Raw genomic sequence first — 26,286 nt, forward strand, 5'->3', positions numbered from 1 at the left:
TGGAGGAACACCCGAATGCACGTGCACGGTCACGACGACCTGACGGTGGACATCGTGATGCGCACCAAGGATCGTTCCCTGCTGCTCGCGCGTGCCCTCGACGACGTGCTCGGCCAGACGCACCGTTCCTGGTTCCTCACGGTCGTCAACGACGGCGGCGATCCCGACGCGGTCGATGCTCTCGTGGCCGCGAGGTCCGCGGCGTGGGACGGGCGCGTGCGGGTCATCCACCACCGGGAGTCCGCGGGCATGGAAGCTGCGGCGAACGCCGCCATCCGCGCATCCGAGAACCCCTGGATCGCCATCCACGACGACGACGACACGTGGGATCCGCGCTTCCTGGAGCGGACCGTGGCGTGGCTTGCGGAGCATCCGGACGCCCCCGCGGTCGGTGTGCGCACCGAGATCGTGTGGGAGCGGATCGAAGGCGACCGGGTGAGCGAGCTGTCGCGCGAGATCTTCCTGCCCGAACTCACCCAGGTCACCCTCGCGCAGTTGCTGCGCTTCAACTGCTGCGTCCCCATCTCCCTGCTCTACCGGCGCACCGCCCTGGAGGCCGTGGGCCTGTTCGACGAGGCTCTCGCCGTCGTCGGCGACTGGGAGTGCAACGTGCGGCTCGCCGTGCACGGCCCGCTGGGATTCCTCGCCGATGAGCCTCTCGCCTTCTGGCGGCAGCGGCCCGGCCTCACGGGCGTGCTCGGGAACTCCGTCATCACCCAGCACGACGCCCATCGGCGCGCGGACCGGGAGGTCCGCGACCGCGAGCTGCGTGTCGCGATCCAACGCGACGGCACCGGCATCCCTCTCTACCTCACCCGCTTCCTCGACGATCGGTTCGACGAGCTGCATCGCCGACTCGACGGGTTCGACGACCGCTTCGGCGGCCTCGAGAACCGACACGACCGACAGCTCGCCGTACGGCTGAGACGATTCGCCGGACGCGTGCTGCGTCGCGGAGGGAGATCATGACCGCCGACATCTCCGTCGTCGTCCCCGCGCACGCCGAAGGACGGATCCTGCTCCCGACCCTCCGCTCCGTCCGCGCCGCGGCGGACGTGGCCGGGGAGAGCGGCATCCGGGTCGAACTGGTGATCGTCGCCGATCGCATCGACGAAGAGACCCGCCGGGTCCTCGACGCGCACGCGGACTCCGCGACGCTCGGCGACGTCGAACTGCAGGTCCTCGAGGTCGACAACGGCGACCTGGGCCTCTCGCGCAACGACGGAATCGCCGCCGCGACCGCCCCGGTCATCGCCGTGCTGGACGGTGACAACCTCATCTCCACGCGGTGGCTGATCGACGGGCTCGAGCAGGTCCGCGCGCACGGCGATCGGACGATCGTGCACCCCGAGACGATCATCTCCTTCGGTGCGCGTCACACGCGCTGGGACCTCGTCGCCGGCGACGCTCCGGACTTCCCGCCGGGACTGCTGGCCGCGGTGAACCCGTGGGACGCCTGCGTGATCGCCTCTCGCGCGGTGTTCGAGACGGTGCCGTACCTCTACCTCCCGCCGACGCTCGGCCTCGGCCCCGAGGACTGGGCGTGGAACCTCGAGACCCTCGATGCCGGGTTCACGCATGTCGTCGCCCCCCGCACCGCCATGTTCTACCGGGTACGCCCCGGATCGCTCCTCGCCGCGCACGGGGACAACCTGCTGCCTCCGGTCGGCTTCCTCTCCTCGCTCGACCGCGCGGAGGCCGCTCTGAACGATGCCCGCCTCTTTCCGCGCGCGATCCCGCGCACCGGTCGCGACGTGTTCCGCGAGGTCGTGCCCTTCCCGGTCCGGCGCGCTCTGCGCGACACCGCCCGGGGAACACGCTCGGTCGCCCGCCGTGTCGTCCGGCGCATCGGCCGCGAAGGCGCCCCGATCGCGCCCGTCCCGTCCGCGATCGTCGGCGAGGAATGGTTGCACCACGAATGGGCGGCCGCCAACCGGCTGGAGCCCGAGGTGCCTTTCCCCCGCGCCGACGCCGTCGCACGGTACTCGCCGTGGGGGCACCCGTGGGGGGAGTGGGACCGCGAACGCGCTGCCGCCTACTGGGGGATGCTCCGCGCCTTCGGTGGTGCCCCGGACTTCCTGTTCGTGTGCCCGTGGGTGCGCACCGGGGGCGGCGACCGGGTGATGCTGCAGTACATCGCCTCCGTCCGGCGCACGCGTCCCGACGCGCGCATCGTCCTGCTGACGACCGAGCCGGACCGGTCCACGCGTCTGTCGGAGGTCCCGGAGGGCGTGCGGGTGGTGGAGCTGCGCGACTTCCTCTCTCGTCATGTCGACCGTGAGTGGATGGTCAGCCGACTTCTGCCGCAGCTGTTCACGCAGGCCGCGCCCCGCACCATGCACCTGTTCAACTCGACCGTCGGGTACGACGTCGTGGAACGGTTCGGTCGCGTGCTCTCGCGGAAGATCGCGATCTTCGTATCCACGTTCGTGCTGGATCGCACGCCCGACGGGGAGCGCACATCGGTCCTGTTCTACCGTCATCCGCGGTTCCTCGACCCCGTGCAGGCGGTCCTGGTCGACAGCCGTGCCTTCGCGGAGACGATGGTGCGCGAACAGGGTTACGACCGGGAGAAGTTCTGGGTGCAGCATCAGATCGTCCCCGACCTGCCGATGGTGGCGCGCGCGTCGCGGACGATCTCGGACTCGGCGCCGCTGCGCGTGCTGTGGGCGGGGCGCTTCGATCTGCAGAAGCGGCTGGACGTCCTCGCCGACGTCGCCGAGGAGATCGTGCGTCGCGGTCTCCCCGTGCGCATCGACTACTACGGGGAGGCCGTCATGGGCGACCCCGACCTCGAGACGCACCTCGCGCGGCTGGACGCGGCCGGGGCCGTTCGGCACCCGGCGTACTCGCACATCGGCGAGGTCGCGCTCGACCGGTACGACGTCTACCTCATGACGAGCGAGTGGGAAGGGGTGCCCAACACCCTTCTGGAGGCGATGACGGTCGGGGTCCCCGCGATCGCCCCCCTGGTCGGCGGTGTGGGGGAGGTGCTCGACGAGCGCACCGGCTACCCCGTGGAACGCTTCGACGACGCCGGCCTCTACGCGGACGCCCTCGAGGCGGTCCTGTCCGACGTCGAGCAGTCCCGCGACCGCGCGCAGGCCGCCCACGACCTGGTGCGCGCGAAGTTCTCGGTCGAGGCGTTCGACGAGGGCATGGAATCCGTCCCGCACTATCTCGACGGACTCGCGGACCCGGAGGGGGAAGCGGATGCCGTGTCCCCCGAGGAGCCGGAGATCCGCTTCGTCGCGGACGACGAGACCCTCCGCTTCCTCGCGTCGGACGCGCCCCGGGTGCTGATGTTCGCCGGCTCTGCGGGCTACGCCAACTACGGCGACGTGCTCCAGCACAAGAACGTGCTGCGTCAATGGGCCGAATCCGCACCCGACCGCACCCCGGTCAGCGTGTTCCACGTCGGATCGGCGGGTTCTCCCGAGCACCTGGCCGCGCTCCGCGACTGGTATCGCACCCGGCACATCGTCTTCTTCCACCGCCCGGACGAGGAGATACCCGAGTGGCTCGCGCCCACCCCGTCCGCGGAGGGCGCGGCGTGGCCGACGCACGTCGTCGGCGGCGGCTACCTCAACAAGGAGTGGGGGCCCGGCTACATCGCGGTCATCGACGCGATGGCCGATCAGCTCGGCGCCGAGACCTTCCTGTTCTCCGGGATGCAGATCGACGATTTCATCGTCCCGCACATCGTCGATTTCGCCGAGCGGCGGGAGGTCAGCGCCTTCGGCACGCGCGACCGCCAGTCGTTCGCGCGTGTGCGCGCGGCCCTCGGCGATCGCGCGGCGCACACCTTCGACGACCTCTGGGAGATCATCTCCGCGTGGGAGGCCGCACCGCCCACGCCGAGCGATCGGCCGTTCCGGCTGGGTCTGCACATCAACGCATCCGGATATGTCGGCGACGACGTGATCGCGCACATCTCCGAGATGCTCGGGGAGGTCCTCCAACGGCATCCCGACGCCCGGGTGACCCTGCTCAACGCGTACGACGATCGCCGTGCCGAGGTGGTCGACACGCTCGCGGCACTCCGTCTCTTCGACGACACGTTCCCGTTCGCCACGTTCGACGTGGTCGACCTCGCCCGGATCTCGCTGGAGACCGCGCCGGGGGAGCCCACGCCGGAGGGCGTCGCGCGCCTGGATCTGGATGCCGCCATCACCTGCTCGTATCACACGGCGATGACCATGAACGCCCTGGGTGTCCCCGCCTTCCTGCTGCGCCGCAGCGCGTACTACGCCCAGAAGGCCGAGATCTTCGGTCTTCCGGACGACTTCGCGACCTTCATCGACGCACCCGAGCGCTACCTCAAGGACTTCGCGGCGGAGGACGCCGAACGTCGCGCGTGGACCGCGCGCCTGGCGGCATGGATCCGCGGAGAATCCGTGGCCCTGGGTGAGCCCGCGTGAGCGCTCAGGCTGCGACGGCCCGTGACTTCCGCCCGGAGATCCAGGCGCTGCGCGCCTTCGCCGTCGTCGTCGTCGTCCTGAACCATCTGTGGCCCGGGCGGCTGCCGGGCGGTTTCGTGGGGGTCGACGTCTTCTTCGTCATCTCCGGGTACCTCATCACCGCGCACCTGCTCCGCGAAGCCGATGCGACGGGGCGCGTGCGCCTCGGGGCCTTCTGGGCACGTCGCGCCCGGCGACTGCTCCCGGCGAGCATGCTGGTGCTGGTCGTCTCCGCCGTCGGCGTGCTGTGTCTCGTGCCCCTGGGGCAGTGGGAGCTCCCGCTTCAGCAGATCGCGGCCGCTGCGGTCTACGGCGTGAACTGGCTGCTCCTGGTGCAGGCGACGGACTACTTCACGTCGGCCAGTTCGCCGTCGCCGGTCACCCACTTCTGGTCGCTGTCGGTCGAGGAGCAGTTCTATCTGGTCTGGCCGCTGCTCATCGTCCTCGCGTACCTCGTGGCCCGCCGACTCGGTCGACGTGGTCTGCCGTTCGCGGGCGCGGTGCTGGGCCTGGTGTTCCTGGGGTCGCTGATCTACAGTCTCGCGATCTCGGGCACGCACGCGAGCGTGGCCTACTTCTCCACGTTCACGCGGGCGTGGGAGTTCGCAGCCGGCGGTCTCCTCGCGATCGTCCTCGCCTCCCGCCGTCTGCCCGCCCCGGTCGCCGTGTGGGCGAGCTGGCTGGGGTGGGGAGGGCTCGCATCCTCCATCCTCATCATCACCCCCGACATGGCCTTCCCGGGGTGGATCGCCCTGCTCCCGGTCGTCTCGACCGCGCTGGTGATCGCCGCTCGCAGCGGAGGGAGCGGGCCGAACCTCAACGACGCGACCGGATTCGCCCCGCTGCAGTTCGTCGGCGGCATCTCCTACTCGCTCTACCTGTGGCACTGGCCGCTCATCATCCTGATCCCGTTCATCGTGGGGCGTCAGATCGGGGACGTGTGGCGGGTGGGCATCATCGTCCTCAGTGTGCTCGTGGCGTGGGCCAGCAAACGGTGGGTCGAGGATCCCGTGCGCAGTGCCCGGGTCCTCACGTCGCGCAAATCCTGGGTCACGCTGGCGGCGACCGGGGTGTCCATGGTGCTCGTCGCCGGTGTGGGGCTCGTGCCCATCGCCGCCTCCGCGACGCTCCGCGAGAGTGCGAGCGACCGGCTGTCCGCCGCCGCGTTCTCGCCCGCGCCGTGCTTCGGCGCCCTGGCCGCCGTCGACGATTGCGCCGACTCGCATGATCTGCAGTACCCCGACGCCCTGTCCCTCACCTTCGGCGCCGAGGGGGGTTCGGTGCCCGGCTACGACCCGCAGTGCGAGACGCCCGCCGATGCCCCCCTCCTCACCGTCTGCACCTACGGTCCGCCGGCCGATCAGGCCACGCGCACCGTCGCGCTGATGGGCGACTCGCACGCGGTCCACTACACGGCCCCGCTCGCGAAGCTCGCGGCGACCGAGGGGTGGCGTGTGGTGTCGGTGGCGCAGTCGGGCTGCATGCCCATCGGCTTCGACGATCGCGTCGTGCCGCTCTGGGCACCCGAGAAGGCGAAGGAATGCCGTCCGTGGGCGGAGCAGGCCATCTCCTACATCGCCGGGCGCGCGGACATCGGGACCGTCCTGTACTCCAGCCTGTCCAGGGAGTACGGCTATGTCGACGGGACCCCGACGGCCGGTCAGGACATCAGCGACGACTATGTGCGCTCGTGGCAGCCGTGGCTGGACGCCGGGAAACGTGTCCTCGTGCTGGCGGACACCGCATTCCTCAACCAGGGCACCGTCCTGGAATGCATCGGAAGGGAGCGGGGCCAGAGCGACCCGTGCGCGAGTCCGCGGGACGTGGTTCTGAGCAAGCCCGACCCCATGGTCACGGCCGCGGAGAAGATCGGCTCCCCCCGGGTCGCGGTCTTCGACCCGAACCGCTACATCTGCGACGACCGTCTGTGCCACGCCGTGGTGGGCGGCATTCCCGTGTTCATCGACCAGAACCACATGCTCCAGGCTTTCGCGATGACCCTCTCGGGGTTCCTCTCGAGTTCGCTGCAGGAGTTGGAGGCCGCCTCATGACGACGACCGCCGCCGCTGACATCGCGGACGCCCCCGGACGCCTGGATCCCGCCGACCGTGCAGCCGGACGGCGGGGGCGGCGCCTCGGAGTGCCCTTCCGCGGAGCGGTCGTCGAGACGGGGACCTGGACGCGGTGGATCGTCCTCGCCCTGTTCGTGGTCTCGTCGGTGTTCCTCCTCGCCCAGGCCGTCATCAGCGTGTTCCAGGCCCTGGATCACTCGACCCGATTCTCGGGCTACGCGCTCGACGGCGCGTTCCAGCTCTACAACCCGCTCCGACGTCTCGCCGACGGGGAACTGCCCGGACGCGACTTCCCCTTCTTCCACGGCGTGGGGATGCCGTGGATCCACTACCCGCTCTTCGTCCTGTTCGGACAGAACATCTTCGCGTCGGAGATGGCGCGGTGGCTCCTGAGCCCCTTCCTGTTCGCCCTCAGCGGCGCGCTCTTCTTCCGGGCGCTGCTGGGCACGTGGACCCGGGCCGTCATCGCACTCGGCGTCTTCGTCGCGATGTCGAACACCGTTCCCGAGCTCAACCTCGTCGACCCGGGCAATTCCATGGTCGGCATCCGATCCACCACGGTGCTCTTCCTCGCGGCCGCCATGCTCTGGCCCGCACGCCGACGCAGGACCGTCGGAGGATTCCTGCAGGCCGACACGCCGTTGCTGGTGTCGTACGCGCTGCTGGGTGTGTCGGTCGCCCTCGGGAGCGAGCAGGGGGTCGCCGCCATCGGCGCCTTCCTCCTGGTCCGTTTCTTCCAGAACCTCCGGCGGCTCGGCTGGGGATGGCGTCCGTTCGCGCAGAGCGCCGTGGATGCGGTGGCCGCCGTGGCATCCGTCCTGCTGGTGCTCACCGTCCTGACGGGCGGCCACGCCGTCGAAGCGCTGCGGTATGCGTTCGTCGACATCCCGGCGGACCAGGGGTGGGTGTTCGGCACGATCCCCAACATCGTCCTGACCCCCGATGCGCTGGCGTGGGACCTGCGTGGTGGACCGACGCTGGACCTGCACGCCATGGTCCCGGGCTACCTCATCACCGGCGCTGTGGCGATCCTGTTGCTGGTGATCGCCCGTCGCACCGGCGCGGTGCACCCTCGCATCGTCCCCGCGGCGGCGATGCTGGCTCTCGCCGGCATCGCGGTGCTCGCCGCCGTGCTCGGCTACCTCTCCTTGACGCTCCAGCTGGCGCCGTTCGGTCGCAACGCCGCCGCCGTGGCCAGCGGCGTGGGAACAGCGCTCGTCATCACCGGGATCGCTCGCGTCGAGGCGCGCATCCGGTCGGGTCGAGGGCTCTCGTGGGCCGTCGCGGGGCGGGCGGCGACGGCGATCGCCCTGGTGGCCGCGGCCGTCGTGTTCCTGGGGACGAGCGCGGTCGCCCGGGTGCCCGTCTTCCAGGCGATCCCCAAGCGCGAGGTCGTCTCGGCCGCGATCGCGGCACCGGGTCAGGACGACTACGACGTGGCGGGTCCCGGGTTCCGGGGGGCGATGGATCAGATCCTGCCCCGCATCCCCGAGGGCGCGCGCATCTGGGCCACCTACTCGAGCCTGTTCAACAGCGAACGACGCGAACTCGTGCCGGCGCCCGGCGGCGAGGACTACATCATCCACGCCCTCGGAGCCGAACGACGGGACGCCTACGAGAACGCCTTCGCGACGGAACGACCCGAAGCCGTGATCACCTCGAACCCGAACTACACCATCTACGAGGAATGGCTGTGGGGCCGGTACCCGCGGTTCTACGCGACCCTCCTGCAGGACTACACCCTCACGGTGGTCACGGGCAGCCATCTGCTGTGGCTGCGCAACGACGTCTCCACCCCGCAGGACGCTCCCTCGCAGGAGATCACGATCGGCGACGACGGAAGCTTCACGCTGCCCGGGAACGACAGCGACCGGGTGCGCTATTTCGAGCTGACGGTCGACTATTCGGCATCCGGGGGCTCGCTCCCGGTCCTCAACCGACTTCCCCGGTTCTACCTCGGTGTCAGCGGATCGGCCCTCTCGCTCAGCGGTGAGGTGCTGCCGCCGGACGAGACATCGTGGTCCCTCACGGTCCCGGTTCTGCCGGGATCCGCCGGCGTCACGGTCCACCCGTTCATCGACGGCGTCGCACCGCAGGCGACACTGGAAGTGACGGGGGCGCGGTACCGCACGCTGGACGTCCCGCGCGAGAACGATCAACTCATCGACCTGAACTACTGCTTCTGGAACAAGACCAATGAGATCTGTGCCCGATAAACGGCCCTGGTACGCCGCCCTCCTCGCGGCCGCGCGCGGTCAGCGCGGTGTCGGCGCGTGGCTGCTCGTGCTGCTCGCGGTGTACCTGCTGCTCCAGCTGATCTTCCTCCTCGCGAACCTCTGGGCCGCGGCGTTGCCGCACGCCCCGATCGTGGCGGCCCTCGAGCAGGGGCTGACGCAGAACCTGTGGTCCACGGCCGACTACCCGTCGGACGGCATCGGCCACGCGGTGCCGGCGTTCCCCTTCGCGGGCGTGAGCGACGCGTACACGCAGTGCATCGCGCTGACGATGAACGTCCCCACGGTGGGAGCGGGTCTGTGGGATGCCGCTCTGGCCGGGCGCCACCTCGGCACCTGCTCGGCCGCCGTGCCGGCGCTGGGGCAGATCGCCGCGGGCGCCGACGCGCCTTTCCTGTCCTACAACCGCTATTGGAACGGCTACTCCGCGCTCACGCGCCCGCTGCTTCTCCTCGGCGGGGTGGGCATGGTGCGGATCGTCATCGCCGTCCTGTTCGCCGCCGCCCTCGTCTTCGCCGCGGTGATGCTCAGCCGTCACGTGTCGCGCGTGGCCCCCCTGGTGCTGCTGCCCCTGGTGCTGTCGACGAACGTGCTGACCCAGCCCACGGATTCCTTCCCCCACGCGCTGGCTTTCGCCGTGCTGTTGACCGGGATGGGGCTGGGGGCGCGATGGGGGAGCGAACCGCTGCCCTTCGTGTTCCTCGGAGCGGCGGCCGTCGCGAGCGTGTTCAACTTCGTCGACTACCTCCTCAATCCGCCGGTGGCGTGGGCCCTGTTCGTCTTCGCCGTCGTCGCCGCGCGCTGGAGCGCCGGGCGCGGCCGCCTGCGCGGGCTGTGGGCGGCGGGCGGGATCGCGGCGATCGGCTGGGTCGTCGGCTACGGCGCCACCTGGATGACGCGGTGGGTCCTCGCGGTGGCCACCTTCGGCGATTCCGCCTGGCAGGAGATCCTGGGAGTGATCGGCAACCGGCTCCAGGGGCAGGTCGACGGTCTCGTGCTTCCGGGTCCTCTCGAGGCGACGCGCCGCAACACCCAGTTCTGGCTCGAGACGATCCCCACGGCACCGGCGGTCGCGGTCGCGGCCCTGGTGACGCTCATCGCGTGTCTGGTCTGGATGCTCGTGCGACGCGAATGGGTGCGCCTCGGCGCGTTCGCCGCGATGGCGGCCGCCGCGCTGCTGGTGCCGATGTGGTTCGAGCTGTTGAACAACCACTCGCAGATCCACCTCTTCTTCGTGTACCGCGCCGTTCCGACCGCCGTCGGCGTCGCCGCCGCTGCGGCGCTGGTCGCGGTGTTCACGCGACGTGCCTCCGGGGCCGCGCCCGTGCGTCCGCCTGTCGCGGGAGAGGCGGTCGTGGCATGAAGCGCCTGATGGTCCAGACCCTGCAGTACTTCTGGGTCGCACTGGTCGGCCTGGTGGTCGACTTCGGTACGCTCGTCCTCCTCACCGAGGTGTTCCACGTGAACTACCTCGTCTCGGCGATCTGCGGCTTCCTCGGTGGGCTGGTGGTCAACTTCTTCCTGAGCGAGCGATACGTCTTCCGCGACCCGAAGCTCCGCTCGGGATGGACGCGTTTCGGCCTGTTCGGGATCATCGGGCTCCTCGGGCTCGGCCTGCTGACGCTGTTGATGTGGCTGCAGGTCGACGTGCTCGGCTGGAACTACATCGTCGCCAAGGTGGCGGCGACGGTGTTCGTGTACGCCTGGAACTTCGTCGCCCGTCGTGCGATGTACCGGTCATGAGCGATTCCACGTACGACTTCATCGTCATCGGCGGGGGGTTCTTCGGACTGCGCATCGCGCTGTACGTGCGCGAGGAGCTCGGGCTCGAGCGTGTCGCCGTGTTCGAGCGCGAGCCCGAGGCCATGAACCGTGCGTCCTACGTCAACCAGGCGCGTGTGCACAACGGCTACCACTATCCGCGCAGCATCCTGACGGCGTACCGGTCGCGGGTGAGCTCCCGGACGTGGACCGAGGAGTACCGCGAGGCGATCGACGACGACTTCACGCACTATTACGCCGTGGCGCGGAGGATGTCGAAGGTGACGGCCCGGCAGTTCGAGGTCTTCGCCGACCGGATCGGCGCCACGCTCGCCCCCGTGGGCGACCCCGATGTCGCCGGCGCGTTCTCACCGCTGATCGAGCGGGCGTGGGAAGCGGAGGAGTGGGCGTTCGATTCGCGCAAGCTGCGCGAGCTCGTCCTCGCGCGCATCGCGGCGGTCGGCGGGATCGATGTCCGTCTGGGCGAGGGCGTCGATCGGATCTCCCGCTCGTCCGGAGCGCTCGCGGTCCACACCGCGGCGGGCACGGCGCGGGCGCCCTTCGTCGTGAGTTCGGTCTACTCGCAGATCAATCCGCTGCACCGCGCCTCCGGCATCCCGCCGGTTCCGCTGCAGTTGGAGGTGACCGAGATGGCGCTGGTCCGACTCCCCGAGCGGTTCCGGCGATCGGCGTTCACGGTGATGGACGGGCCGTTCTTCTCGATCATGCCGTTCCCCTCCCGCGGCCTGCACACCCTTTCGCACGTGCGGTACACGCCCCACCTGAGGTGGACCGACACCGATGCCGTGCCCGATGACCGGCCCATTCCTTCCATCGGATCGCTCCGAGAGGGGGCGAGCACGTTTCGTGAGATGATTGCGGACGTCCGGCGCTACGTGCCGGCGCTCGGGGCGACCGAGTACGTCGACTCCGTGCGCGAGGTCAAAGCCGTGTTGGCCGATCAGGACCGGACGGACAGCCGACCGATCCTCGTCCGGGCCGAGCCCAGCCTCCCAGGCTATGTGTGCATCATGGGAGGCAAGATAGACAACGTCAATGACGTTCTGCATGAGGTGACGGCCCTCCTCGACCTCGGAACGGCCGCTCCTGGAGATCCCTCGAATGACCCGACCTGAATCCGCTCCTTCCGCGCGCATCGACGCGTTCGTCAGTGTCATCACGGTGGTGGATGTCGATGTGGACGACGTGCGCGGCACGGTCCTCGAGACCCAACGGATGCTGGAGCGTCACTACACCAACTACGAGCTCATCGTGGTCGACAACGGGCTGCGCCCCGAGACCGTCGCCGCATTGCGGGAACTGCTCACGGACATCCCCTGCGTGCGGATCCTGCGCCTTTCGCGGCGGTTCCCCTACGACACGGCGCTCTTCAGCGGGATCGAGTCGGCCATCGGCGACTACGTCGTCGTGTTCGAAGCCGGTCGGGATCCCCTCACTCTGATCCCGTCGTTCGTGGCGGCCTTGATGTCGGGGCACGACATCGTCCAGGGCCTGAGCACGACCCGCATCGGAGGGTCTCCTCTGCATCGGGCAGGACGGTCGCTGTTCTACTGGTACAACAAGCAGGCCCTGCGCATCGTGATCCCGGACCGGGCGACGTACTTCACCGGCTTCACGCGTCGAGCCGTGAACTCGCTCTCCAGCTCCGACCGCCAGTACCGCTACCTGCGCCACCTCATGCGCCACATCGGCTACTCGATCTTCGACCTGTCGTACGCGCCGCGAACGGTGTCCGCGCCGCGTCGGAGCCTGTTCTCGGCGGCGCACGACGCTGTCGAGATGGTGACGAGCTATTCGGTGCGACCGCTGCGGGTCGTCTCTGCGACGGGCATCGCCGTGGCCGCGCTGAACCTGCTGTACGCCATCTACGTGGTCGTGACCTTCCTCTCCGCCGACGGCGTGGAGCGCGGATGGACGACGACGAACCTCCAGTTGGCGGTGATGTTCTTCGTCCTCTTCCTGTCGCTGGCGGTGATCTCGGAGTACATCGCGCGCCTCCTGGCCGAGTCCCGGCGGGAGCCCGCCTACTTCGTGATGGAAGAACTGACGAGTGATCGGCTGCTGGCCGACGAGACGAGGCGCAACATTGTCTGACATCGCCGGGCGCGCGGTCCCCGAGTACCGCGCCGACGAGTTCCACGAACGACGCTCCGACCTCCTGGTGGCGGTGTTCGTGATCAACGAGGGCGAGAAGGTGCGCAAGCAGCTTCTGCGGATGCGCCCCCTCGCCGCCGACGTCGACATCATCGTCGCGGACGGCGGAAGCACGGACGGATCCCTCGATCACGAGTATCTGCGCGAGACGGGGGTGCGGGCGCTGCTGACGAAGACGGGCCCGGGCAAGCTCAGCGCGCAGATGCGGATGGCGTTCGCGTGGGCGCTCGACCAGGGGTACTCCGGCGTCATCGCCATCGACGGCAACGGCAAGGACGGGGTGGAGGCCATCCCCGAGTTCGCGCGCCTGCTGCGGGCGGGCTACGACCACATCCAGGGATCGCGGTTCATCCCCGGCGGCAAGGCCGTCAACACTCCGCTCTCGCGCCTGATCGGTCTGCGCATCCTGCACGCGCCCTTGATCAGCCTCGCATCGGGCGTGCGTCAGACCGACACGACCAACGGCTTCCGCGGCTACAGCGCCGCCCTCCTGGCCGATCCCGAGGTCGACGTGTTCCGCGACGTCTTCCAGACGTACGAGCTCCACTACCATCTCGCCATCGAGGCGGGCCGGGCATCCAGGTTCCGTACCGTCGAGACCCCCGTGACGCGCACGTATCCCCGGGGGAAGGTGCCCACCAAGATCAGCCCCATCCGCGGGAACGCGCACGTCCTGGGTGTGCTCTTCCGCGCCGCCCGCGGGGCCTACCGTTCGCCCGCCGCACGTAAGGACGTCTCCGCATGACCAGCGCCCTCATCGGCTACACCGGGTTCGTCGGGGGCAATCTCCTGCGCTCGCGCACGTTCGACGATCGGTTCAACTCCGCGAACGTCCACGAGGTCGCCGGTCGCTCGTACGACGAGGTCGTCTTCTCCGCCGCGAAGGCCGAGAAGTGGCGCATCAACCAGGATCCCGAGACGGATGCCGCTCACATCACGGACCTCGAGCGGATCCTGACGTCGTTCCAGGCCTCGCGCCTCGTCCTCATCTCGACCGTCGACGTCTACGGCAGCCCCGTCGACGTCGACGAGGACACGGTCGTCGAGACCGAGGGACTCCATCCCTACGGTCTGCATCGCCTGCGCCTCGAGGCGTTCGCCCGCGCGAACTTCGACGACGTCCTCGTCGTGCGCCTGCCGGGTCTCTTCGGCCCCGGCATCAAGAAGAACGTGATCTTCGACCTCATGAACGACAACAACGTCGACCGGATCCACCCCGGCGGCGAGTTCCAGTACTACGACCTGCGCCGCCTGGCCGACGACATCGAGGTGGCCCGCGCCGCCGGTCTCGACCTGGTGAACCTCGCCACCGAGCCCGTGTCGACCGCCCGGCTCGCGCGAGAGGCGTTCGGCGTGGAGCTCGACGTTCCGGAGAACGGCGCAGCCGGCCGTTACGACATGCGCACCCGGCACAGCGGGCTCTGGGGCCGCGACGACGGGTATCTGGCATCCGCCGACGACGTGGTCGAGGCGGTCACCTCCTTCGTCGAGAGCGAGCGCGCACGATGATCGGCCTGGCCGTCTCCAACATCGCCTGGGATGCCACCGAAGAGGCCGATGTCGCCCGTGCGCTCCGCGACCGTGGCGTCCGCCGCGTCGAGATCGCACCGACGAAGGTTTTCGAGGATCCCACCGATGTCTCCGACGCCGCCATCGCCGACTACCGGGGCTTCTGGGAAGCGCACGGCATCGATGTCGTGGCTTTCCAGTCGATGCTCTTCGGGTACCCCGACCTGTCGATCTTCGGTGACGAGGCCGTGGTGCGGGCGACTGTCGAACGTCTGGGCGCGTTCATCGACCTCGCCGGAAGGATGGGGGCGGGGCGTCTCGTGTTCGGGTCGCCGCGCAACCGGCGCCGTCCCGCCGGGATGGACGACGAAGAGATCCAGGATGCCGCGATCGCGGTGTTCGGCGAGCTCGGGCGCCGTGCCGCCGACGCCGGCGTGATCTTCTGCATCGAGCCGAACCCGCCGCAGTACGGTTGCGACTTCGTCACGACCGCCGCGGAGGGGGAGCGACTCGTCCGCGCGGTCGCGCACCCCGGCTTCGGGCTGCACCTCGATGTCGCCGGCATGACACTGGCCGGTGACACTCCGGCGGAGGCGGTGCGCTCGGCCGCCGACGTGCTGTGCCACTATCACGTCAGTGCGCCCGACCTCGGGCCGATCGAGAGGGATGTCGTGGACCACGTCTCCGCGTTCCGGGCGCTCGCCGAAACGAGCTACTCCGGCACCGTCTCCATCGAGATGCGCCCCGGTGACCCCGGGGAGGCCGTCTCGCGCGTCGAGTCCGCCGTCGACCTCGCGCGCGCCGCCGCGGTCCGCGCGGGTCTCGACCTCGACCCGGCGAGCGGAGCGGCGTGAGCGACAACACGGCACGCGGCGTGGCCCCCCTCGTCGCCCCCGGTGCCTCCCTCGGTCTCCTGTCCGTCATCGCCCGCCGTCATCTGCTGTGGCTGCTGGTCCGCAAGGACGTCCAGATCCGCTACCGCGGTTCGGTGCTGGGCTGGCTGTGGTCGTACCTCAAGCCGGCTGCGCAGTTCGCGGTCTACTACATCGCCGTCGGCGGATTCCTCGGCTTGAACAGCTCGATGCCGAACTTCCCGATCTACCTGTTCTCCGGGCTGGTGTTGATCAACCTCTTCAACGAGGCCTTCGGGAACTCCACTCGGGCGGTGGTCGACAACTCCGAGCTGATCAAGAAGATCTTCCTGCCGCGCGAGCTGTTCCCCGTGGCATCCGTCATCATCGCGCTGGTCAACTTCCTGCCCCAGCTGCTGGTGCTTCTCGTGGTGTGCGGCTTCGTGGGATGGCATCCCTCGCTCCTGCAGGTGTTGTGCATCCTGCTCGCGATGCTCGTCATCGTCGTCCTGGCGCTCGGTCTCGGTCTGCTCTTCGGCGCCATCAACGTGGGGCTGCGCGACGCGCAGAACGTCGTCGAACTGATCCTGCTGTTCACGACGTGGCTCTCACCGGTGCTGTACAACATCTCGCTCGTGCGCGGCGTGGTTCCGGACTGGGTCTTGACGCTGTACCAGCTGAACCCGATCACGGGTGCGGTCGGGCTGATGCATTACGGAGTCTGGTTCCCGACCACCGACCAGTCCGCGCAGGTCGGCTCGCTCATCGGGAGCGACAACATCCTGTTCGGGCTCATCGGCCTGGGGCTTTCCCTCGTGCTCCTGGTGATCGGCCAGATCGTCTTCCGGAACCTGGAGAAGTCCTTTGCCCAGAATCTCTGACACCAGCGCACACCCGGACTCGGCGGCCATCGTCGTGTCGCGGGCGACGAAGCGGTTCGTGCTGCGTCACACGCACTCGATGAAGGAGACTTTCGTCGCGTGGACGCGCGGCAAGCCCATCTCCAACGACTTCCTGGCTCTCGACGACGTCTCGTTCACGATCGATCAGGGCGAGTCGGTCGCGCTGCTCGGACTCAACGGTTCGGGCAAGTCCACGTCGCTCAAGCTGATCTCGGGCGTGCTCGTCCCCGACAGCGGCGAGGTGCTCACCCGCGGGCGCGTCGCCGGGCTGATCGAGGTCGGCGCGGGATTCCACCCCGACCTGTCCGGGCGGGAGAACGTGTATCTCAACGCCGCGATCCTCGGGATGTCCCAGGCCGAGACCGATGCGCGTTTCGACGAGATCGTGGCCTTCAGCGGCATCGAGCGATTCATCGACACCGAGGTCAAGCACTACTCGTCCGGGATGTTCGTGCGCCTCGCCTTCGCGGTGGCGATCCACACGGAGATGGACACGCTGCTGGTCGATGAGGTCCTCAGCGTCGGCGACGAGCCGTTCCAGCACAAATGCATCGAGCGGATCCGCGAGCTCAATGAGGCGGGGAAGACGCTCGTCGTCGTCAGTCATGACCTGGCCACGGTCAGCCAGATCTGTCGTCGGGGCGTCGTGATGCGCTCGGGAACGGTGCTGTTCGACGGGCCCATCGACGAGGCCGTGGCGGCGCTGCGCGCGTCGGCGGAGTGACGTTCCTCACAAATCACACCCGCAACATCCGTCACATCCCGGTTAGGCTGTGCGCATGAGCCTGCGTGCGCGCGTCGGGATCGCCGTCGGAGGCGTCGTCCTCGTCGTCGTGGTCCTCCTGATCGTGGCCACGGTCAGCGGCGTGTTCTCCGGAAGCTCGGTGGATGCCTCGTCCTCACCCGCTCCGACGGGGAGCGACGTGTCGGCGACCCCGCTCGACACCCCCACTCCGCTCGCCCCCTCGCTCACGCCCGCACCGGCGGTTCCCTCCGCCTCCGCGTCGGATTCGCCGGGGCCGGCGCCGAGCGCCACCATCGGGACCGCGTCGCTGATCTTGGCCGCCTGGCAGGCGGACGACCGGGGCATCTCGGCTTCGGCGTTCGTCCAGGACGTCGTCGAGGAGGGCGGAACCTGTGTCCTGCACGCGCGGCAGGGCGACATCGTGCGCGAATCGACGGCACCGGCCACCCCCACGGGGCAGAACGTCTCGTGCGGCTTCCAGACGATTCCCGCTTCCGAACTGACGCCCGGCGACTGGACGATCTGGTTCGATTACTCATCTCCCACCACCGCGGCGACGTCCGGCGCGGTGACGCTGGGATACGGCAAGGATCAGTGATGCTCCCTCGTTTCATCGCGCTGCGCGCCCTCGGACTTCTCGTGATCGCCGTGCTCTCGGCCGGTCTCTTCGTCGCTGTGGCACCCGCCCCGGCGGCACAGGCGGCCGATGCGCGCGACTTCGACGCGGGCGAGATCGTGTCGGATGCCAACTTCTACTCGACGTCGACGATGACGGCGGGCGACGTCCAGAACTTCCTGAACACCAAGGGCAACCGCTGTTCGCGCAACTGCCTGAAGGACTACGTCACGACGACGGTGGCGAAGTCCGCCGAGTCGGCTCTGTGCAGCGGATACCAGGGGGGCGTGCGCCAGACGGCCGCCCAGATCATCGATGGCGTCGCGCGGTCCTGCGGCATCAGCCAGAAGGTCCTCCTCGTCCTCCTCGAGAAGGAACAGAGCCTGGTCACGATGGACAACCCGAGCGCCGGCCGGTACCAGGCCGCCACCGGGCAGGGATGCCCGGACACCGCCGCCTGCGACTCGGCCTATTACGGACTGTTCAACCAGATCTACGGCGCCGCACGCCAGTTCAAGATCTACCAGAAGTACGCCGACAGCTACTGGTACAAGGCGGGGATGACCAACAGCATCCTGTACTCGCCGAACCAGTCGTGCGGCCGGAAGTCGGTGTACATCGTCAACCAGGCGACCGCCGCCCTCTACATCTACACCCCGTACACCCCCAACGACGCGGCGCTGCGGGCGCAGTGGGGGGAGGGCGACGGGTGCTCCGCCTACGGCAACCGCAACTTCTTCCTGTTCTGGTCGACGTGGTTCGGCGACCCGACGGCATCGCTTCCGGAGGCGGAGATCCAGGCCGTGCGCGACGCGAACCCCTCCCTCGGGGCCTCGACGTCCGGGGTGGAGTGCAACGATGCCCGGACGGGGTGCCAGCAGCGTTTCGCGTCCGGCGGCGTGTTCTGGACCACTGACAACGGTGCCAAGAAGGTCGACGGCGGGATCTGGGGGCTCTACCAGCAGAGCGGGCAGCAGAACGGGTACCTGGGCTACCCGACCGACACGGCGACGTGGTCGACGGTCAACCAGGGTGGATGGATCCAGAACTTCCAGCTGGGCGCGATCTACTGGTCGTCGGTGGCGGGCGGCCGCATCGTGTCGAGTTCGATCTTCGCCGAGTATCAGCGCTGGGGCGGTCCCTCGGGCGATCTCGGATGGCCGATGACGGATCAGTCGTGCGGCCTCCCGCGCGGCGGATGCAGCCAGGTCTTCCAGAACGGCGAGATCTTCTGGTCGGCGGGCGGCGGCACGTGGGCCGTGCGCGGCGGCATCAAGCAGAGCTTCGACGCGCTCGGCGGCGTCGGCGGCACGATCGGCTACCCGACGGGTCCGGAGCAGTACCGCACCGTCAACGGCACGGGCTGGGTCCAGGGCTTCGAGGGCGGAGCCATCTACTGGCGCAACGGCTGGGGCATCCACATGTTCGGTGGCATCCGCGATGCCTACGCGGCGGCCGGGTACAGCGACGGGCGACTCGGCTGGCCCGTGTCGGTACAGTCCTGCGGCTCGTCGGGCTGTCGCCAGGACTTCCAGAACGGGACGATCCTGTGGACCGCGACCGGCGGCACGCACGTCGTCGACGGCGCGATCTTCGCCCAGTACTCGGCCCAGGGGTTCGAGAAGGGGCGGATGGGGTATCCGACGACGGATGCGCTGCCGCGCTCGGGGAACGGCGACGGGATCGTCCAGGGCTTCACGGGCGGCGCGATCTATCTGCCGCCGGCGAGCGACACGGCGATCCAGATGTTCGGCGCCATCCGTGACGAGTACGCGCGTCAGAACTACAACTGGGGTCCGCTCGGATGGCCGACGGGCGCGCAGGTCTGCGGTCTCGATCGCGGCGGTTGCGTCCAGCCCTTCGACGGCGGATCCATCTACTGGACGTCCTCCCTCGGAGCGGTGCGCGTCGACAAGGCCGTGGCCGTGCCGTACGCGGCCCGCGGAGCCGAGAAGGGCGTGCTGGGCTACCCCACGGGGCCGACGCAGGCGCGCGACGGGAACGGCGTGGGCGTCGCACAGGGATTCGAGAAGGGTGCCCTGTACGTCAAGGACGGCAAGGACATACTGCTGAGCGGCCCGATCCGCGACGAGTACGCCCGTCAGGGATACAACGCCGGAACGCTCGGCTGGCCCCGCGCGGATGCGGTGTGCAAGCTGACGGGGGGCGGCTGCAAGCAGCAGTTCGACACCGGCTGGATCGTGTGGTCGCCGAACACGGCGGCGGTGCGCATCGACGGGGGACTCCTCGAGACGTGGACCTCGTTGGGGGCCGAGGGCGGGCAGCTCGGCTACCCGACGACGGCGGCCTACCCGCGTGCGGGCGGCGGCTGGAGCCAGGACTTCGAACACGGGACGATCTCGTGGACCGGAGCCCGCGGCGGGTTCGTGGAGGGGGCGGCCTCCTCGACGGGAGCGCGCTCGGCAGCACCGTCGGCGACGCCCACGGCCCCGCCGACCGTGTCGCCCACGCCGAGCCCGACACCCGTCACGAGCCCGTCCGCGACGCCGAGCGTCTCACCGACCCGCTGACCCGCGATCCCGATCGGCCGGGGGCGCGCGCTCGCCTCACCGCCCGAGGAGGTACCCGACCAGGCGCGCTCGCCACGGTGCGTCGAGCCCGTCGGTCTCGAGGACGCTGTTGCGGGGGCGCGGCGCCGTCGGTCCGCGGGATCCCGCGGAGTACTCCTCGGTCGAGACGGCCGTCACGCGCGCAGGATCGTGACCGGTGAGACGGAAGACCTCCCGGGCGATCTCGTGCCAGGTCGCGGGCGTTCCCGTGCCGCTGACGTGGTGAGTCCCGTAGGGCGCGCCGGTGTCCAGGAGTCGCCGGACGGCGGCGGCGATGTCGACGGTGAAGGTCGGACGTCCGGTCTGGTCGTCCACCACCATCGGGTCGATGCCGCGCTCGGCGAGGGCGGTCATGGTCCGCACGAAGTTCTCGCCGTCGCCGATGACCCAGCTGGTGCGGAGGATGTAGTGGCGCGGGACGGTGCTGACGACGGCGTCCGCGGCGGCCTTGGTCTGTCCGTAGACGCCGAGGGGCGAGACGGGATCGGTCGTGGTGTAGGCGCCGTCCTTGGTGCCGTCGAAGACGTAGTCGCTGGAGATGTGGACGAGGGTGATGCCGTGACGTGTGGCGATGCGTGCGAGGGCGGCGACGGCGGTCACGTTCGTCGTCCACGCGTCCACGCGTCCGCGGGGCGTCTCGGCGGTGTCGACGGCGGTGTAGGCCGCTGCGTTGATGATGGTCGCGACGTCACTCCATCGGCGGGCGGCGGGGAGGTCGGGGGACGTGAGATCGAGCGTCTCCCGCGTGGTGTATTCGATCCACGGATGGTCCCCGTAGAGGGCGCGCAGGGCGCGGCCGAGCTGACCGTCGGCGCCGGTCACGAGGATCTTCTTCGGCGCCATCGGGGTCACCTCCGTCAGGCGCGGGTGCCCCTTGTCTTTCTCGCTGATCTCCACCGAGCGGAGGGGGATCGGCCAGTCGATCGCGACCGACTCGTCGGCGAGGTTGAGGCAGGTGTAGGAGGCGTCGGGCGACCAGTGGTCGTTGACGAGATAGGTGTAGGCGGTCCGCGGCTCGAGGGTCTGGTAGGCGTTGCCGACACCGCGGGGGACGAAGACCGCCGTGGAGGGGTCGATCTCCGCGGTGTGGACCGCGCCGAAGCTGTCGCCGTCGCGCAGGTCGACCCATGCTCCGAACACGCGCCCGGTGGCGACGGAAACGTACTTGTCCCACGGCTCGGCATGGATGCCGCGGGTGGTCCCGACCGCGTGGTTGTAGGAGATGTTGTTCTGTACCGGACCGAAGTCGGGCAGGCCGAGGTCCTCACCCGTCATCTGCTCGCGGTGCCAGTTCTCTTTGAACCAGCCGCGCGCGTCCCCGTGCACGGGCAGGTCCAGAACGAGCAGGCCGGGGATCGGGGTGGTCGTGACGGCGAGGGTCTTGTCGAAGGCGAGGGTCATGCCGCTCACCGGCCCGTGCGCGCGTAGAACGCTTCGACCCCGTCTTTCTCCGGGCCCCACCACGCCTCGTTCTCCCGGTACCAGCCGATGGTCGCGGTGAGACCGGCCACGAAGTCGCCGTAGGTCGGGGTCCACCCGAGCTCGGAGCGCAGCTTGGTGGAGTCGATCGCGTAGCGCAGATCATGCCCGGGGCGGTCGGGGACGAGATCGTACGCGTCGACGGGCAGACCCATGAGCTCGAGGATGAGCTCGACCACGCTCCTGTTGTCGCGCTCGCCGTCGGCGCCGATCAGATAGGTCTCGCCGATCTCGCCGCGGTCGAGGATCCTGAGGACGGCGGACGAGTGGTCGTCGGCGTGGATCCAGTCGCGCACATTCACGCCGGCGCCGTAGAGCTTGGGGCGAAGCCCGCGCAGCACGTTGGTGATCTGGCGAGGGATGAACTTCTCGACGTGTTGGAACGGGCCGTAGTTGTTCGAGCAGTTGCTGATCGTGGCGCGGAGCCCGAACGAACGCACCCACGCGCGCACCAGCAGATCCGATCCGGCTTTCGTCGAGGAGTACGGCGACGAGGGGTTGTAGGGGGTGGACTCCGTGAACCGGGTCGGGTCGTCCAGCGCGAGGTCGCCGTAGACCTCGTCGGTGGAGATGTGGTGGAAACGGACGTCGTGTCGGCGGGCGGCTTCGAGCAGCGTGTACGTGCCGACGAGGTTGGTGTCCACGAACGGTCGCGGGTCGTGCAGAGAGTTGTCGTTGTGGGACTCCGCGGCGAAGTGGACCACGGCGTCGGTCTCGGCGGTCAGCGGATCGACCACCGCGGCATCGGCGATGTCGCCGACCACGAGCCGCACCCGGGCGGGCGGCAGTCCTGCCAGCGATGCCCGGTTGCCGGCGTAGGTGAGCTTGTCGAGCACGGTCACCGTGTGGTCGGTGTGGCGAACCACGTGGTGCACGAAGTTGGAACCGATGAAGCCGGCGCCGCCGGTCACGAGCAGCTTGCCCATCACCGCCCCCGCTCGAGGATCTCGAGGAGGTAGCTGCCGTAGCCGGATTTCACCAGTCGGTTCGCCCGTTCTCTCAGCTCGTCATCCGTGACCAGTCCCTCGCGCCAGGCGACCTCTTCGGGGACGCCGATCCGCATGCCGGTGCGCCGCTCCATCGTGCGCACGTAGTCGGCGGCATCCGTCATCTGATCGAACGTACCCGTGTCGAGCCAGGCCGTACCGCGGGGGAGAACCTCCACGTTCAACCTCCCTGACGCGAGATAGGAGCGGTTCACATCGGTTATCTCGTATTCTCCCCTGGCGGAACGGCGCAGGTTCCGTGCAATGCCGACGACGTCGTTGTCGTAGAAGTAGAGTCCGGGCACCGCGAAGTGGCTCTTCGGGTGCACGGGTTTCTCTTCGAGCGACACCGCACGGCCGGCTCCGTCGAACTCCACCACACCGTACGCCGCCGGTTCGGCCACCCAGTAGGCGAACACCGTGGCGCCGTCGACCCGGTCGTGCTTCTTCAACTGTGCGCCGAGGCCCGGGCCGTAGAGCAGGTTGTCACCGAGGGCGAGCGCGACCGTGTCGTCGCCGATGAACTCCGCCCCGATCACGAGCGCCTGCGCGAGCCCGTCGGGCGACGGTTGCTCGGCGAAGCTCAGACGGATGCCGAACTGGGATCCGTCTCCGAGGAGGGCCCGGAACTGCGGCGCGTCCCGCGGCGTGGTGATGACGAGAATCTCGCGCACCCCGGCCAGCATCAGCGTCGACAGCGGGTAGTAGATCATCGGCTTGTCGTACACGGGCACGAGCTGCTTCGACACACCGAGCGTGATCGGGTGGAGGCGCGTGCCGGAGCCGCCGGCGAGGAGGATGCCTTTCACCTCGGCATCGTCGCACCCCCGGCGGAGGGACCTCCTGCGTCGTACCGGACCGTCCGGGCGGGTGAGTCCGCCGTTCGGTCGACGGCGCTCGCGCGCCGTCTCAGGCGTCGGCGAGCACTCCGCGGAAGTAGTCGATGGTGCGCTCGAGCCCCGGCCGCAGAGCCACCGTCGGCTCCCACCCGAGCTCGCGGCGGGCGAGGTCGATGTTGGGCTGACGCTGCTTCGGGTCGTCCTGGGGGAGCGGGCGGTGCTCGATGGTCGAGGTGCTGCCCGTGATCTCGAGAACGGCGTTCGCCAGCTCGAGCATCGTGAACTCGCCGGGGTTGCCCACGTTGATGGGGCCGGTGACCTCGTGGTCGGTGTTCATCAGACGCACCATGCCGTCGACGAGATCGTCGACGAAGCAGAAGGAGCGGGTCTGCGAGCCGTCGCCGTAGATGGTGATCGGCTCGCCGCGGAGAGCCTGGACGATGAAGTTGGACACGACCCGACCGTCATTCGGGTGCATACGCGGCCCGTACGTGTTGAAGATGCGGATGACCTTGATCGAGAGGTCGTGCTGGCGGCGGTAGTCGAAGAACAGCGTCTCGGCGGCGCGCTTGCCCTCGTCGTAGCAGGACCGCGTGCCGATGGGGTTGACGTTGCCCCAGTAGTCCTCGGTCTGCGGGTGCACCGCGGGATCGCCGTAGACCTCCGAGGTGGAGGCCTGGAGGATCGGGACGCGCAGACGCTTGGCCAGGCCGAGCATGTTGATGGCGCCCATCACGCTGGTCTTCGTGGTCTGCACCGGATCGTGCTGGTAGTGCACCGGGGAGGCCGGGCAGGCGAGGTTGTAGATCTGGTCGACCTCGACGTACAGCGGGAACGTCACGTCGTGACGCATGAGCTCGAAACGCGGGTTCCCGAAGAGGTGCTCGACATTGCGGCGCGACCCCGTGAAGAAGTTGTCGACGCAGATGACCTCGTGGCCCTCGCCCAGCAACCGCTCGGACAGGTGGGACCCGATGAAGCCGGCGCCGCCGGTGATCAGAACTCTCGAAGACACTTCCGTAGCCTACCAGCGGCGCGCCGGCGGACCCGGTCAGCGAGTCGTCGACACCATACGGGCCTGCCCGAACGTGCGCCCCAGACCGCCCTCCAGTCGGCCGAGGAACATGGGCCAGCCGTCGGCCACCGTGATCGGCTTCGGGTTGCGCAGCCCGTAGAGCAGCCCCGCTCCGGTGAACGCGGCGCGCCACCACAACGGGTAGCCGTGCACCGCGAAGGCCCGACCCGTGCCACGACCGTAGGCGCGGAGCTTGCGGCGGCGCTCGGCATCCGACAGTCCGAATCCGGTGGAGATGCCGTCGACGTGGACCTCCGCGGGGAGCCAGCGGAACTCGGTCAGCAGCCGCGGCTCGTGCGCCATCGCGCGCAGGAGCAGGTCGGTGCCTTCGGCGACCTGCCAGGGTGTCGCGGATCCCGGACCCAGGTCTTCGTCGAACCCGCCGACGGCGTCGAACAGCGAGCGGCGCATCAGGATGCCCATCTCGATCACGGCCCACACGTTGTACTTGTCGAGCGGGGTGCCGGGCGTCGGCAGGGTCGTCTTGGGCCCGCGCTCGTCCCAGGAGGTGAATCCCCCCGCGAGGAACGCGGAGTCGTCGATCGCGGCGTGGAGGGCGTCGACCGTGCCGGCGGGATAGGTGGTGTTGTCGTTGGGGAACGTCACGACGGCCTCACCGGGCGGCAGCGCCGCGACACCGGTGTTGCGTCCGAGCGACGCGCCCCGGCCTGAGGTCGTCGAGGTGACGGCGACGCCGCGCGCCGCGAACTCCGCGGCCAGTGCCGCGACGTCGTCCTGGGCGCCCTGCGCGACCAGCACGACGTGATCGCCGTCGCGGAGCTGGCCCTCGAGGGAGGTCAGGAGGGCGCGGAGGGGATCGAGGCGCCCCAGGGTCGTCACGACGAAGCCGATGTTCACCTCTCGATTGTGCCCCGCCGACCGGTCCGTCGCGGAATCAGAGGCCTCGGCCGCGCCGCAGCCGATCCTCGATGAGGTCGTTCCATCGTTCCGCGGTCCGACGCCAGGTGAAGTCGCGGGCGTTGGCGACACCGCGCTGCGAGAGGTCGGCGCGCGCATCGGGGTCTGCGGCGACCTCCGTGATCAGGGCGGCGAGGGCCGCGGCATCCGTGGCCGGGAAGTAGCGCGCGGAGTCGCGGAGGATCTCGCGGTTGATCGGGATGTCGGAGGCGAGGATCGGCGTGCCCAGGCGCTGGGCCTCCAGCGGGGGGAGTCCGAAGCCCTCGTGCAGAGACGGCCACACGAACGCCGACGCGCGGGCGAACGCGTCCGCGAGCTCGTCGTCGCTCACCCGCCCGCGCCATCGGATGCGACCGGGCGCGATGCCCTTCTCCGCGGCGTAGGGCTCCAGCGCGGGATCGAGATCGCCGAGGAACTCCACCTGGATCGGTGCGTCCTCGGGGAGCAGGGCCAGCGCGTTGATCGTGGCTCGTGCGTTCTTGCCGGCGCCGTGGCGGCCGAAGGCGACGATGACGGCGGGATCGGCGGGCGCGGGCCTCGCCTCGGGCACCGGCAGGGTGTCGGCTCCGAGGTGGACGACGTCGATCGTCTCCGGGGCCACGCCGAAGCGTTCCGCGATCTCCCGCCGCGACGCGTCACTGCTGGTGACCAGGGTCTGGCCGCGGCGCAGCATCCCCCAACGCACCGACAGGTGCCATTGGACGCGGAAGAGGAAGGTGAAGTCCTGCGGGCGCAGCGACGGCGCGATGTCGTGCTGCACGGAGATCTGCGGCCGATAGACCATCGGGGCGATGTTCGCCGGGTTCAGCAGCAGGGGCGAGCCGTTTCGACGCAGCCACAGCGGCAGCTCGATCTGCTCCCAGAGCGGGCCGCCGGTGCGCCCGATCGCACGGAACGGAACCCCCTCGGGCACCTGGTCGACCGCGGACGGCGGGACCAGCAGCACGATGTCGGAGCGCATCTGCGACAGGTGCTGGGTGATCTCGATGGCGCACCGGCGGACGCCCCCGAAGGAGGCGAGCAGGTACCGCCCGTTGATGGCGACGGTCACGGGGGCGTCCTTCCGGTTCGACGCGGAGGGTCCGTTCGACGAG

General features: G+C 69.3%; 21 protein-coding genes. 15 read left to right on the top strand and 6 right to left on the bottom strand.

Annotated features, from left to right (window positions below; translation table 11 throughout):
- The first annotated feature begins 15 nt into the window (after positions 1-15).
- The 15 genes from BGO45_RS09250 to BGO45_RS09320 are packed head-to-tail and all read left to right on the top strand — an operon-like array spanning position 16 to position 19,856.
- Positions 16-969 (top strand): glycosyltransferase family 2 protein, encoded by a 954-nt coding sequence (locus tag BGO45_RS09250; RefSeq protein WP_292693220.1) that lies wholly within the window; start codon positions 16-18, stop codon positions 967-969.
- Entirely contained in the window at positions 966-4,421 is a 3,456-nt protein-coding gene (locus BGO45_RS09255) for a glycosyltransferase (RefSeq protein ID WP_292693223.1), read from the top strand. Before BGO45_RS09250 ends, BGO45_RS09255 begins: the two co-directional genes overlap by 4 nt.
- Positions 4,418-6,511: an acyltransferase family protein gene (locus BGO45_RS09260; RefSeq protein ID WP_292693226.1), complete on the top strand. Its 2,094-nt coding sequence runs from the start codon at positions 4,418-4,420 to the stop codon at positions 6,509-6,511. The genes BGO45_RS09255 and BGO45_RS09260 overlap by 4 nt, the downstream gene beginning before the upstream one ends.
- A complete protein-coding gene (locus BGO45_RS09265; protein ID WP_292693229.1) occupies positions 6,508-8,748 on the top strand; it encodes a hypothetical protein in 2,241 nt (746 codons plus the stop codon). The genes BGO45_RS09260 and BGO45_RS09265 overlap by 4 nt, the downstream gene beginning before the upstream one ends.
- Complete coding sequence (locus BGO45_RS09270; RefSeq protein WP_292693231.1) at positions 8,738-10,129, top strand: hypothetical protein; 1,392 nt, start codon at positions 8,738-8,740, stop codon at positions 10,127-10,129. The genes BGO45_RS09265 and BGO45_RS09270 overlap by 11 nt, the downstream gene beginning before the upstream one ends.
- Positions 10,126-10,509, top strand: a complete 384-nt coding sequence (locus tag BGO45_RS09275) for a GtrA family protein (protein ID WP_292693234.1) — start codon at positions 10,126-10,128, stop codon at positions 10,507-10,509. The genes BGO45_RS09270 and BGO45_RS09275 overlap by 4 nt, the downstream gene beginning before the upstream one ends.
- Positions 10,506-11,663, top strand: a complete 1,158-nt coding sequence (locus BGO45_RS09280; protein WP_292693237.1) for an FAD-binding oxidoreductase — start codon at positions 10,506-10,508, stop codon at positions 11,661-11,663. Before BGO45_RS09275 ends, BGO45_RS09280 begins: the two co-directional genes overlap by 4 nt.
- Positions 11,650-12,642: a glycosyltransferase gene (locus BGO45_RS09285; RefSeq protein ID WP_292693240.1), complete on the top strand. Its 993-nt coding sequence runs from the start codon at positions 11,650-11,652 to the stop codon at positions 12,640-12,642. The genes BGO45_RS09280 and BGO45_RS09285 overlap by 14 nt, the downstream gene beginning before the upstream one ends.
- Positions 12,635-13,447, top strand: coding sequence for a glycosyltransferase family 2 protein (locus BGO45_RS09290; RefSeq protein WP_292693242.1), 813 nt, complete (start codon positions 12,635-12,637; stop codon positions 13,445-13,447). The genes BGO45_RS09285 and BGO45_RS09290 overlap by 8 nt, the downstream gene beginning before the upstream one ends.
- Positions 13,444-14,211: an NAD-dependent epimerase/dehydratase family protein gene (locus tag BGO45_RS09295; RefSeq protein ID WP_292693245.1), complete on the top strand. Its 768-nt coding sequence runs from the start codon at positions 13,444-13,446 to the stop codon at positions 14,209-14,211. The genes BGO45_RS09290 and BGO45_RS09295 overlap by 4 nt, the downstream gene beginning before the upstream one ends.
- Positions 14,208-15,065 carry a sugar phosphate isomerase/epimerase gene (locus BGO45_RS09300; protein ID WP_292693247.1) on the top strand — a complete coding sequence of 286 codons (858 nt, stop codon included), beginning with the start codon at positions 14,208-14,210 and terminating at the stop codon, positions 15,063-15,065. The genes BGO45_RS09295 and BGO45_RS09300 overlap by 4 nt, the downstream gene beginning before the upstream one ends.
- Positions 15,062-15,943 (top strand): ABC transporter permease, encoded by an 882-nt coding sequence (locus BGO45_RS09305; protein ID WP_292693250.1) that lies wholly within the window; start codon positions 15,062-15,064, stop codon positions 15,941-15,943. Before BGO45_RS09300 ends, BGO45_RS09305 begins: the two co-directional genes overlap by 4 nt.
- The gene (locus BGO45_RS09310) at positions 15,927-16,688 is read left to right on the top strand and encodes an ABC transporter ATP-binding protein (protein WP_292693252.1); all 762 of its coding nucleotides are present in this window, start codon (positions 15,927-15,929) and stop codon (positions 16,686-16,688) included. The genes BGO45_RS09305 and BGO45_RS09310 overlap by 17 nt, the downstream gene beginning before the upstream one ends.
- Before the next feature lie 55 nt (positions 16,689-16,743).
- Positions 16,744-17,307 (top strand): hypothetical protein, encoded by a 564-nt coding sequence (locus BGO45_RS09315; protein WP_292693256.1) that lies wholly within the window; start codon positions 16,744-16,746, stop codon positions 17,305-17,307.
- Positions 17,307-19,856, top strand: a complete 2,550-nt coding sequence (locus BGO45_RS09320) for a hypothetical protein (protein ID WP_292693258.1) — start codon at positions 17,307-17,309, stop codon at positions 19,854-19,856. The genes BGO45_RS09315 and BGO45_RS09320 overlap by 1 nt, the downstream gene beginning before the upstream one ends.
- Before the next feature lie 36 nt (positions 19,857-19,892).
- On the opposite strand, the gene BGO45_RS09325 is transcribed toward BGO45_RS09320, so the two are convergent.
- The 6 genes from BGO45_RS09325 to BGO45_RS09350 form a co-directional block, all read right to left on the bottom strand.
- Positions 19,893-21,296 (bottom strand): bifunctional dTDP-4-dehydrorhamnose 3,5-epimerase family protein/NAD(P)-dependent oxidoreductase, encoded by a 1,404-nt coding sequence (locus tag BGO45_RS09325; RefSeq protein ID WP_292693261.1) that lies wholly within the window; start codon positions 21,294-21,296, stop codon positions 19,893-19,895.
- Between the two features lie 5 nt (positions 21,297-21,301).
- Positions 21,302-22,300: a dTDP-glucose 4,6-dehydratase gene (rfbB, locus tag BGO45_RS09330; protein WP_292693264.1), complete on the bottom strand. Its 999-nt coding sequence runs from the start codon at positions 22,298-22,300 to the stop codon at positions 21,302-21,304.
- Positions 22,300-23,169 (bottom strand): glucose-1-phosphate thymidylyltransferase RfbA, encoded by an 870-nt coding sequence (gene rfbA / locus BGO45_RS09335; protein WP_292693268.1) that lies wholly within the window; start codon positions 23,167-23,169, stop codon positions 22,300-22,302. Before rfbA ends, rfbB begins: the two co-directional genes overlap by 1 nt.
- A 100-nt stretch (positions 23,170-23,269) precedes the next feature.
- On the bottom strand, positions 23,270-24,214 hold the full coding sequence (locus tag BGO45_RS09340; RefSeq protein WP_292693271.1) for a UDP-glucuronic acid decarboxylase family protein: 945 nt from the start codon (positions 24,212-24,214) through the stop codon (positions 23,270-23,272).
- 36 nt (positions 24,215-24,250) lie between these two features.
- The gene (locus BGO45_RS09345; RefSeq protein WP_292693274.1) at positions 24,251-25,132 is read right to left on the bottom strand and encodes a glycosyltransferase; all 882 of its coding nucleotides are present in this window, start codon (positions 25,130-25,132) and stop codon (positions 24,251-24,253) included.
- A gap of 37 nt (positions 25,133-25,169) precedes the next feature.
- Positions 25,170-26,243 carry a glycosyltransferase family 1 protein gene (locus BGO45_RS09350; RefSeq protein ID WP_292693275.1) on the bottom strand — a complete coding sequence of 358 codons (1,074 nt, stop codon included), beginning with the start codon at positions 26,241-26,243 and terminating at the stop codon, positions 25,170-25,172.
- Between the last annotated feature and the right edge of the window lie 43 nt (positions 26,244-26,286).

It is taken from the genome of Microbacterium sp. 71-36 (assembly GCF_001898305.1).
In the GTDB taxonomy this organism is placed as follows: domain Bacteria; phylum Actinomycetota; class Actinomycetes; order Actinomycetales; family Microbacteriaceae; genus Microbacterium.

What these genes read in the sequence shown, in the direction of transcription:
- BGO45_RS09250 (WP_292693220.1), top strand. Translation starts at nt 16, where the DNA reads ATGCACGTGCACGGTCACGACGACCTGACGGTGGACATCGTGATGCGC.
- BGO45_RS09255 (WP_292693223.1), top strand. Translation starts at nt 966, where the DNA reads ATGACCGCCGACATCTCCGTCGTCGTCCCCGCGCACGCCGAAGGACGG.
- BGO45_RS09265 (WP_292693229.1), top strand. Translation starts at nt 6,508, where the DNA reads ATGACGACGACCGCCGCCGCTGACATCGCGGACGCCCCCGGACGCCTG.
- BGO45_RS09275 (WP_292693234.1), top strand. Translation starts at nt 10,126, where the DNA reads ATGAAGCGCCTGATGGTCCAGACCCTGCAGTACTTCTGGGTCGCACTG.
- BGO45_RS09280 (WP_292693237.1), top strand. Translation starts at nt 10,506, where the DNA reads ATGAGCGATTCCACGTACGACTTCATCGTCATCGGCGGGGGGTTCTTC.
- BGO45_RS09285 (WP_292693240.1), top strand. Translation starts at nt 11,650, where the DNA reads ATGACCCGACCTGAATCCGCTCCTTCCGCGCGCATCGACGCGTTCGTC.
- BGO45_RS09295 (WP_292693245.1), top strand. Translation starts at nt 13,444, where the DNA reads ATGACCAGCGCCCTCATCGGCTACACCGGGTTCGTCGGGGGCAATCTC.
- BGO45_RS09300 (WP_292693247.1), top strand. Translation starts at nt 14,208, where the DNA reads ATGATCGGCCTGGCCGTCTCCAACATCGCCTGGGATGCCACCGAAGAG.
- BGO45_RS09315 (WP_292693256.1), top strand. Translation starts at nt 16,744, where the DNA reads ATGAGCCTGCGTGCGCGCGTCGGGATCGCCGTCGGAGGCGTCGTCCTC.
- BGO45_RS09320 (WP_292693258.1), top strand. Translation starts at nt 17,307, where the DNA reads ATGCTCCCTCGTTTCATCGCGCTGCGCGCCCTCGGACTTCTCGTGATC.
- BGO45_RS09325 (WP_292693261.1), bottom strand. Translation starts at nt 21,296, where the DNA reads ATGACCCTCGCCTTCGACAAGACCCTCGCCGTCACGACCACCCCGATC.
- rfbB (WP_292693264.1), bottom strand. Translation starts at nt 22,300, where the DNA reads ATGGGCAAGCTGCTCGTGACCGGCGGCGCCGGCTTCATCGGTTCCAAC.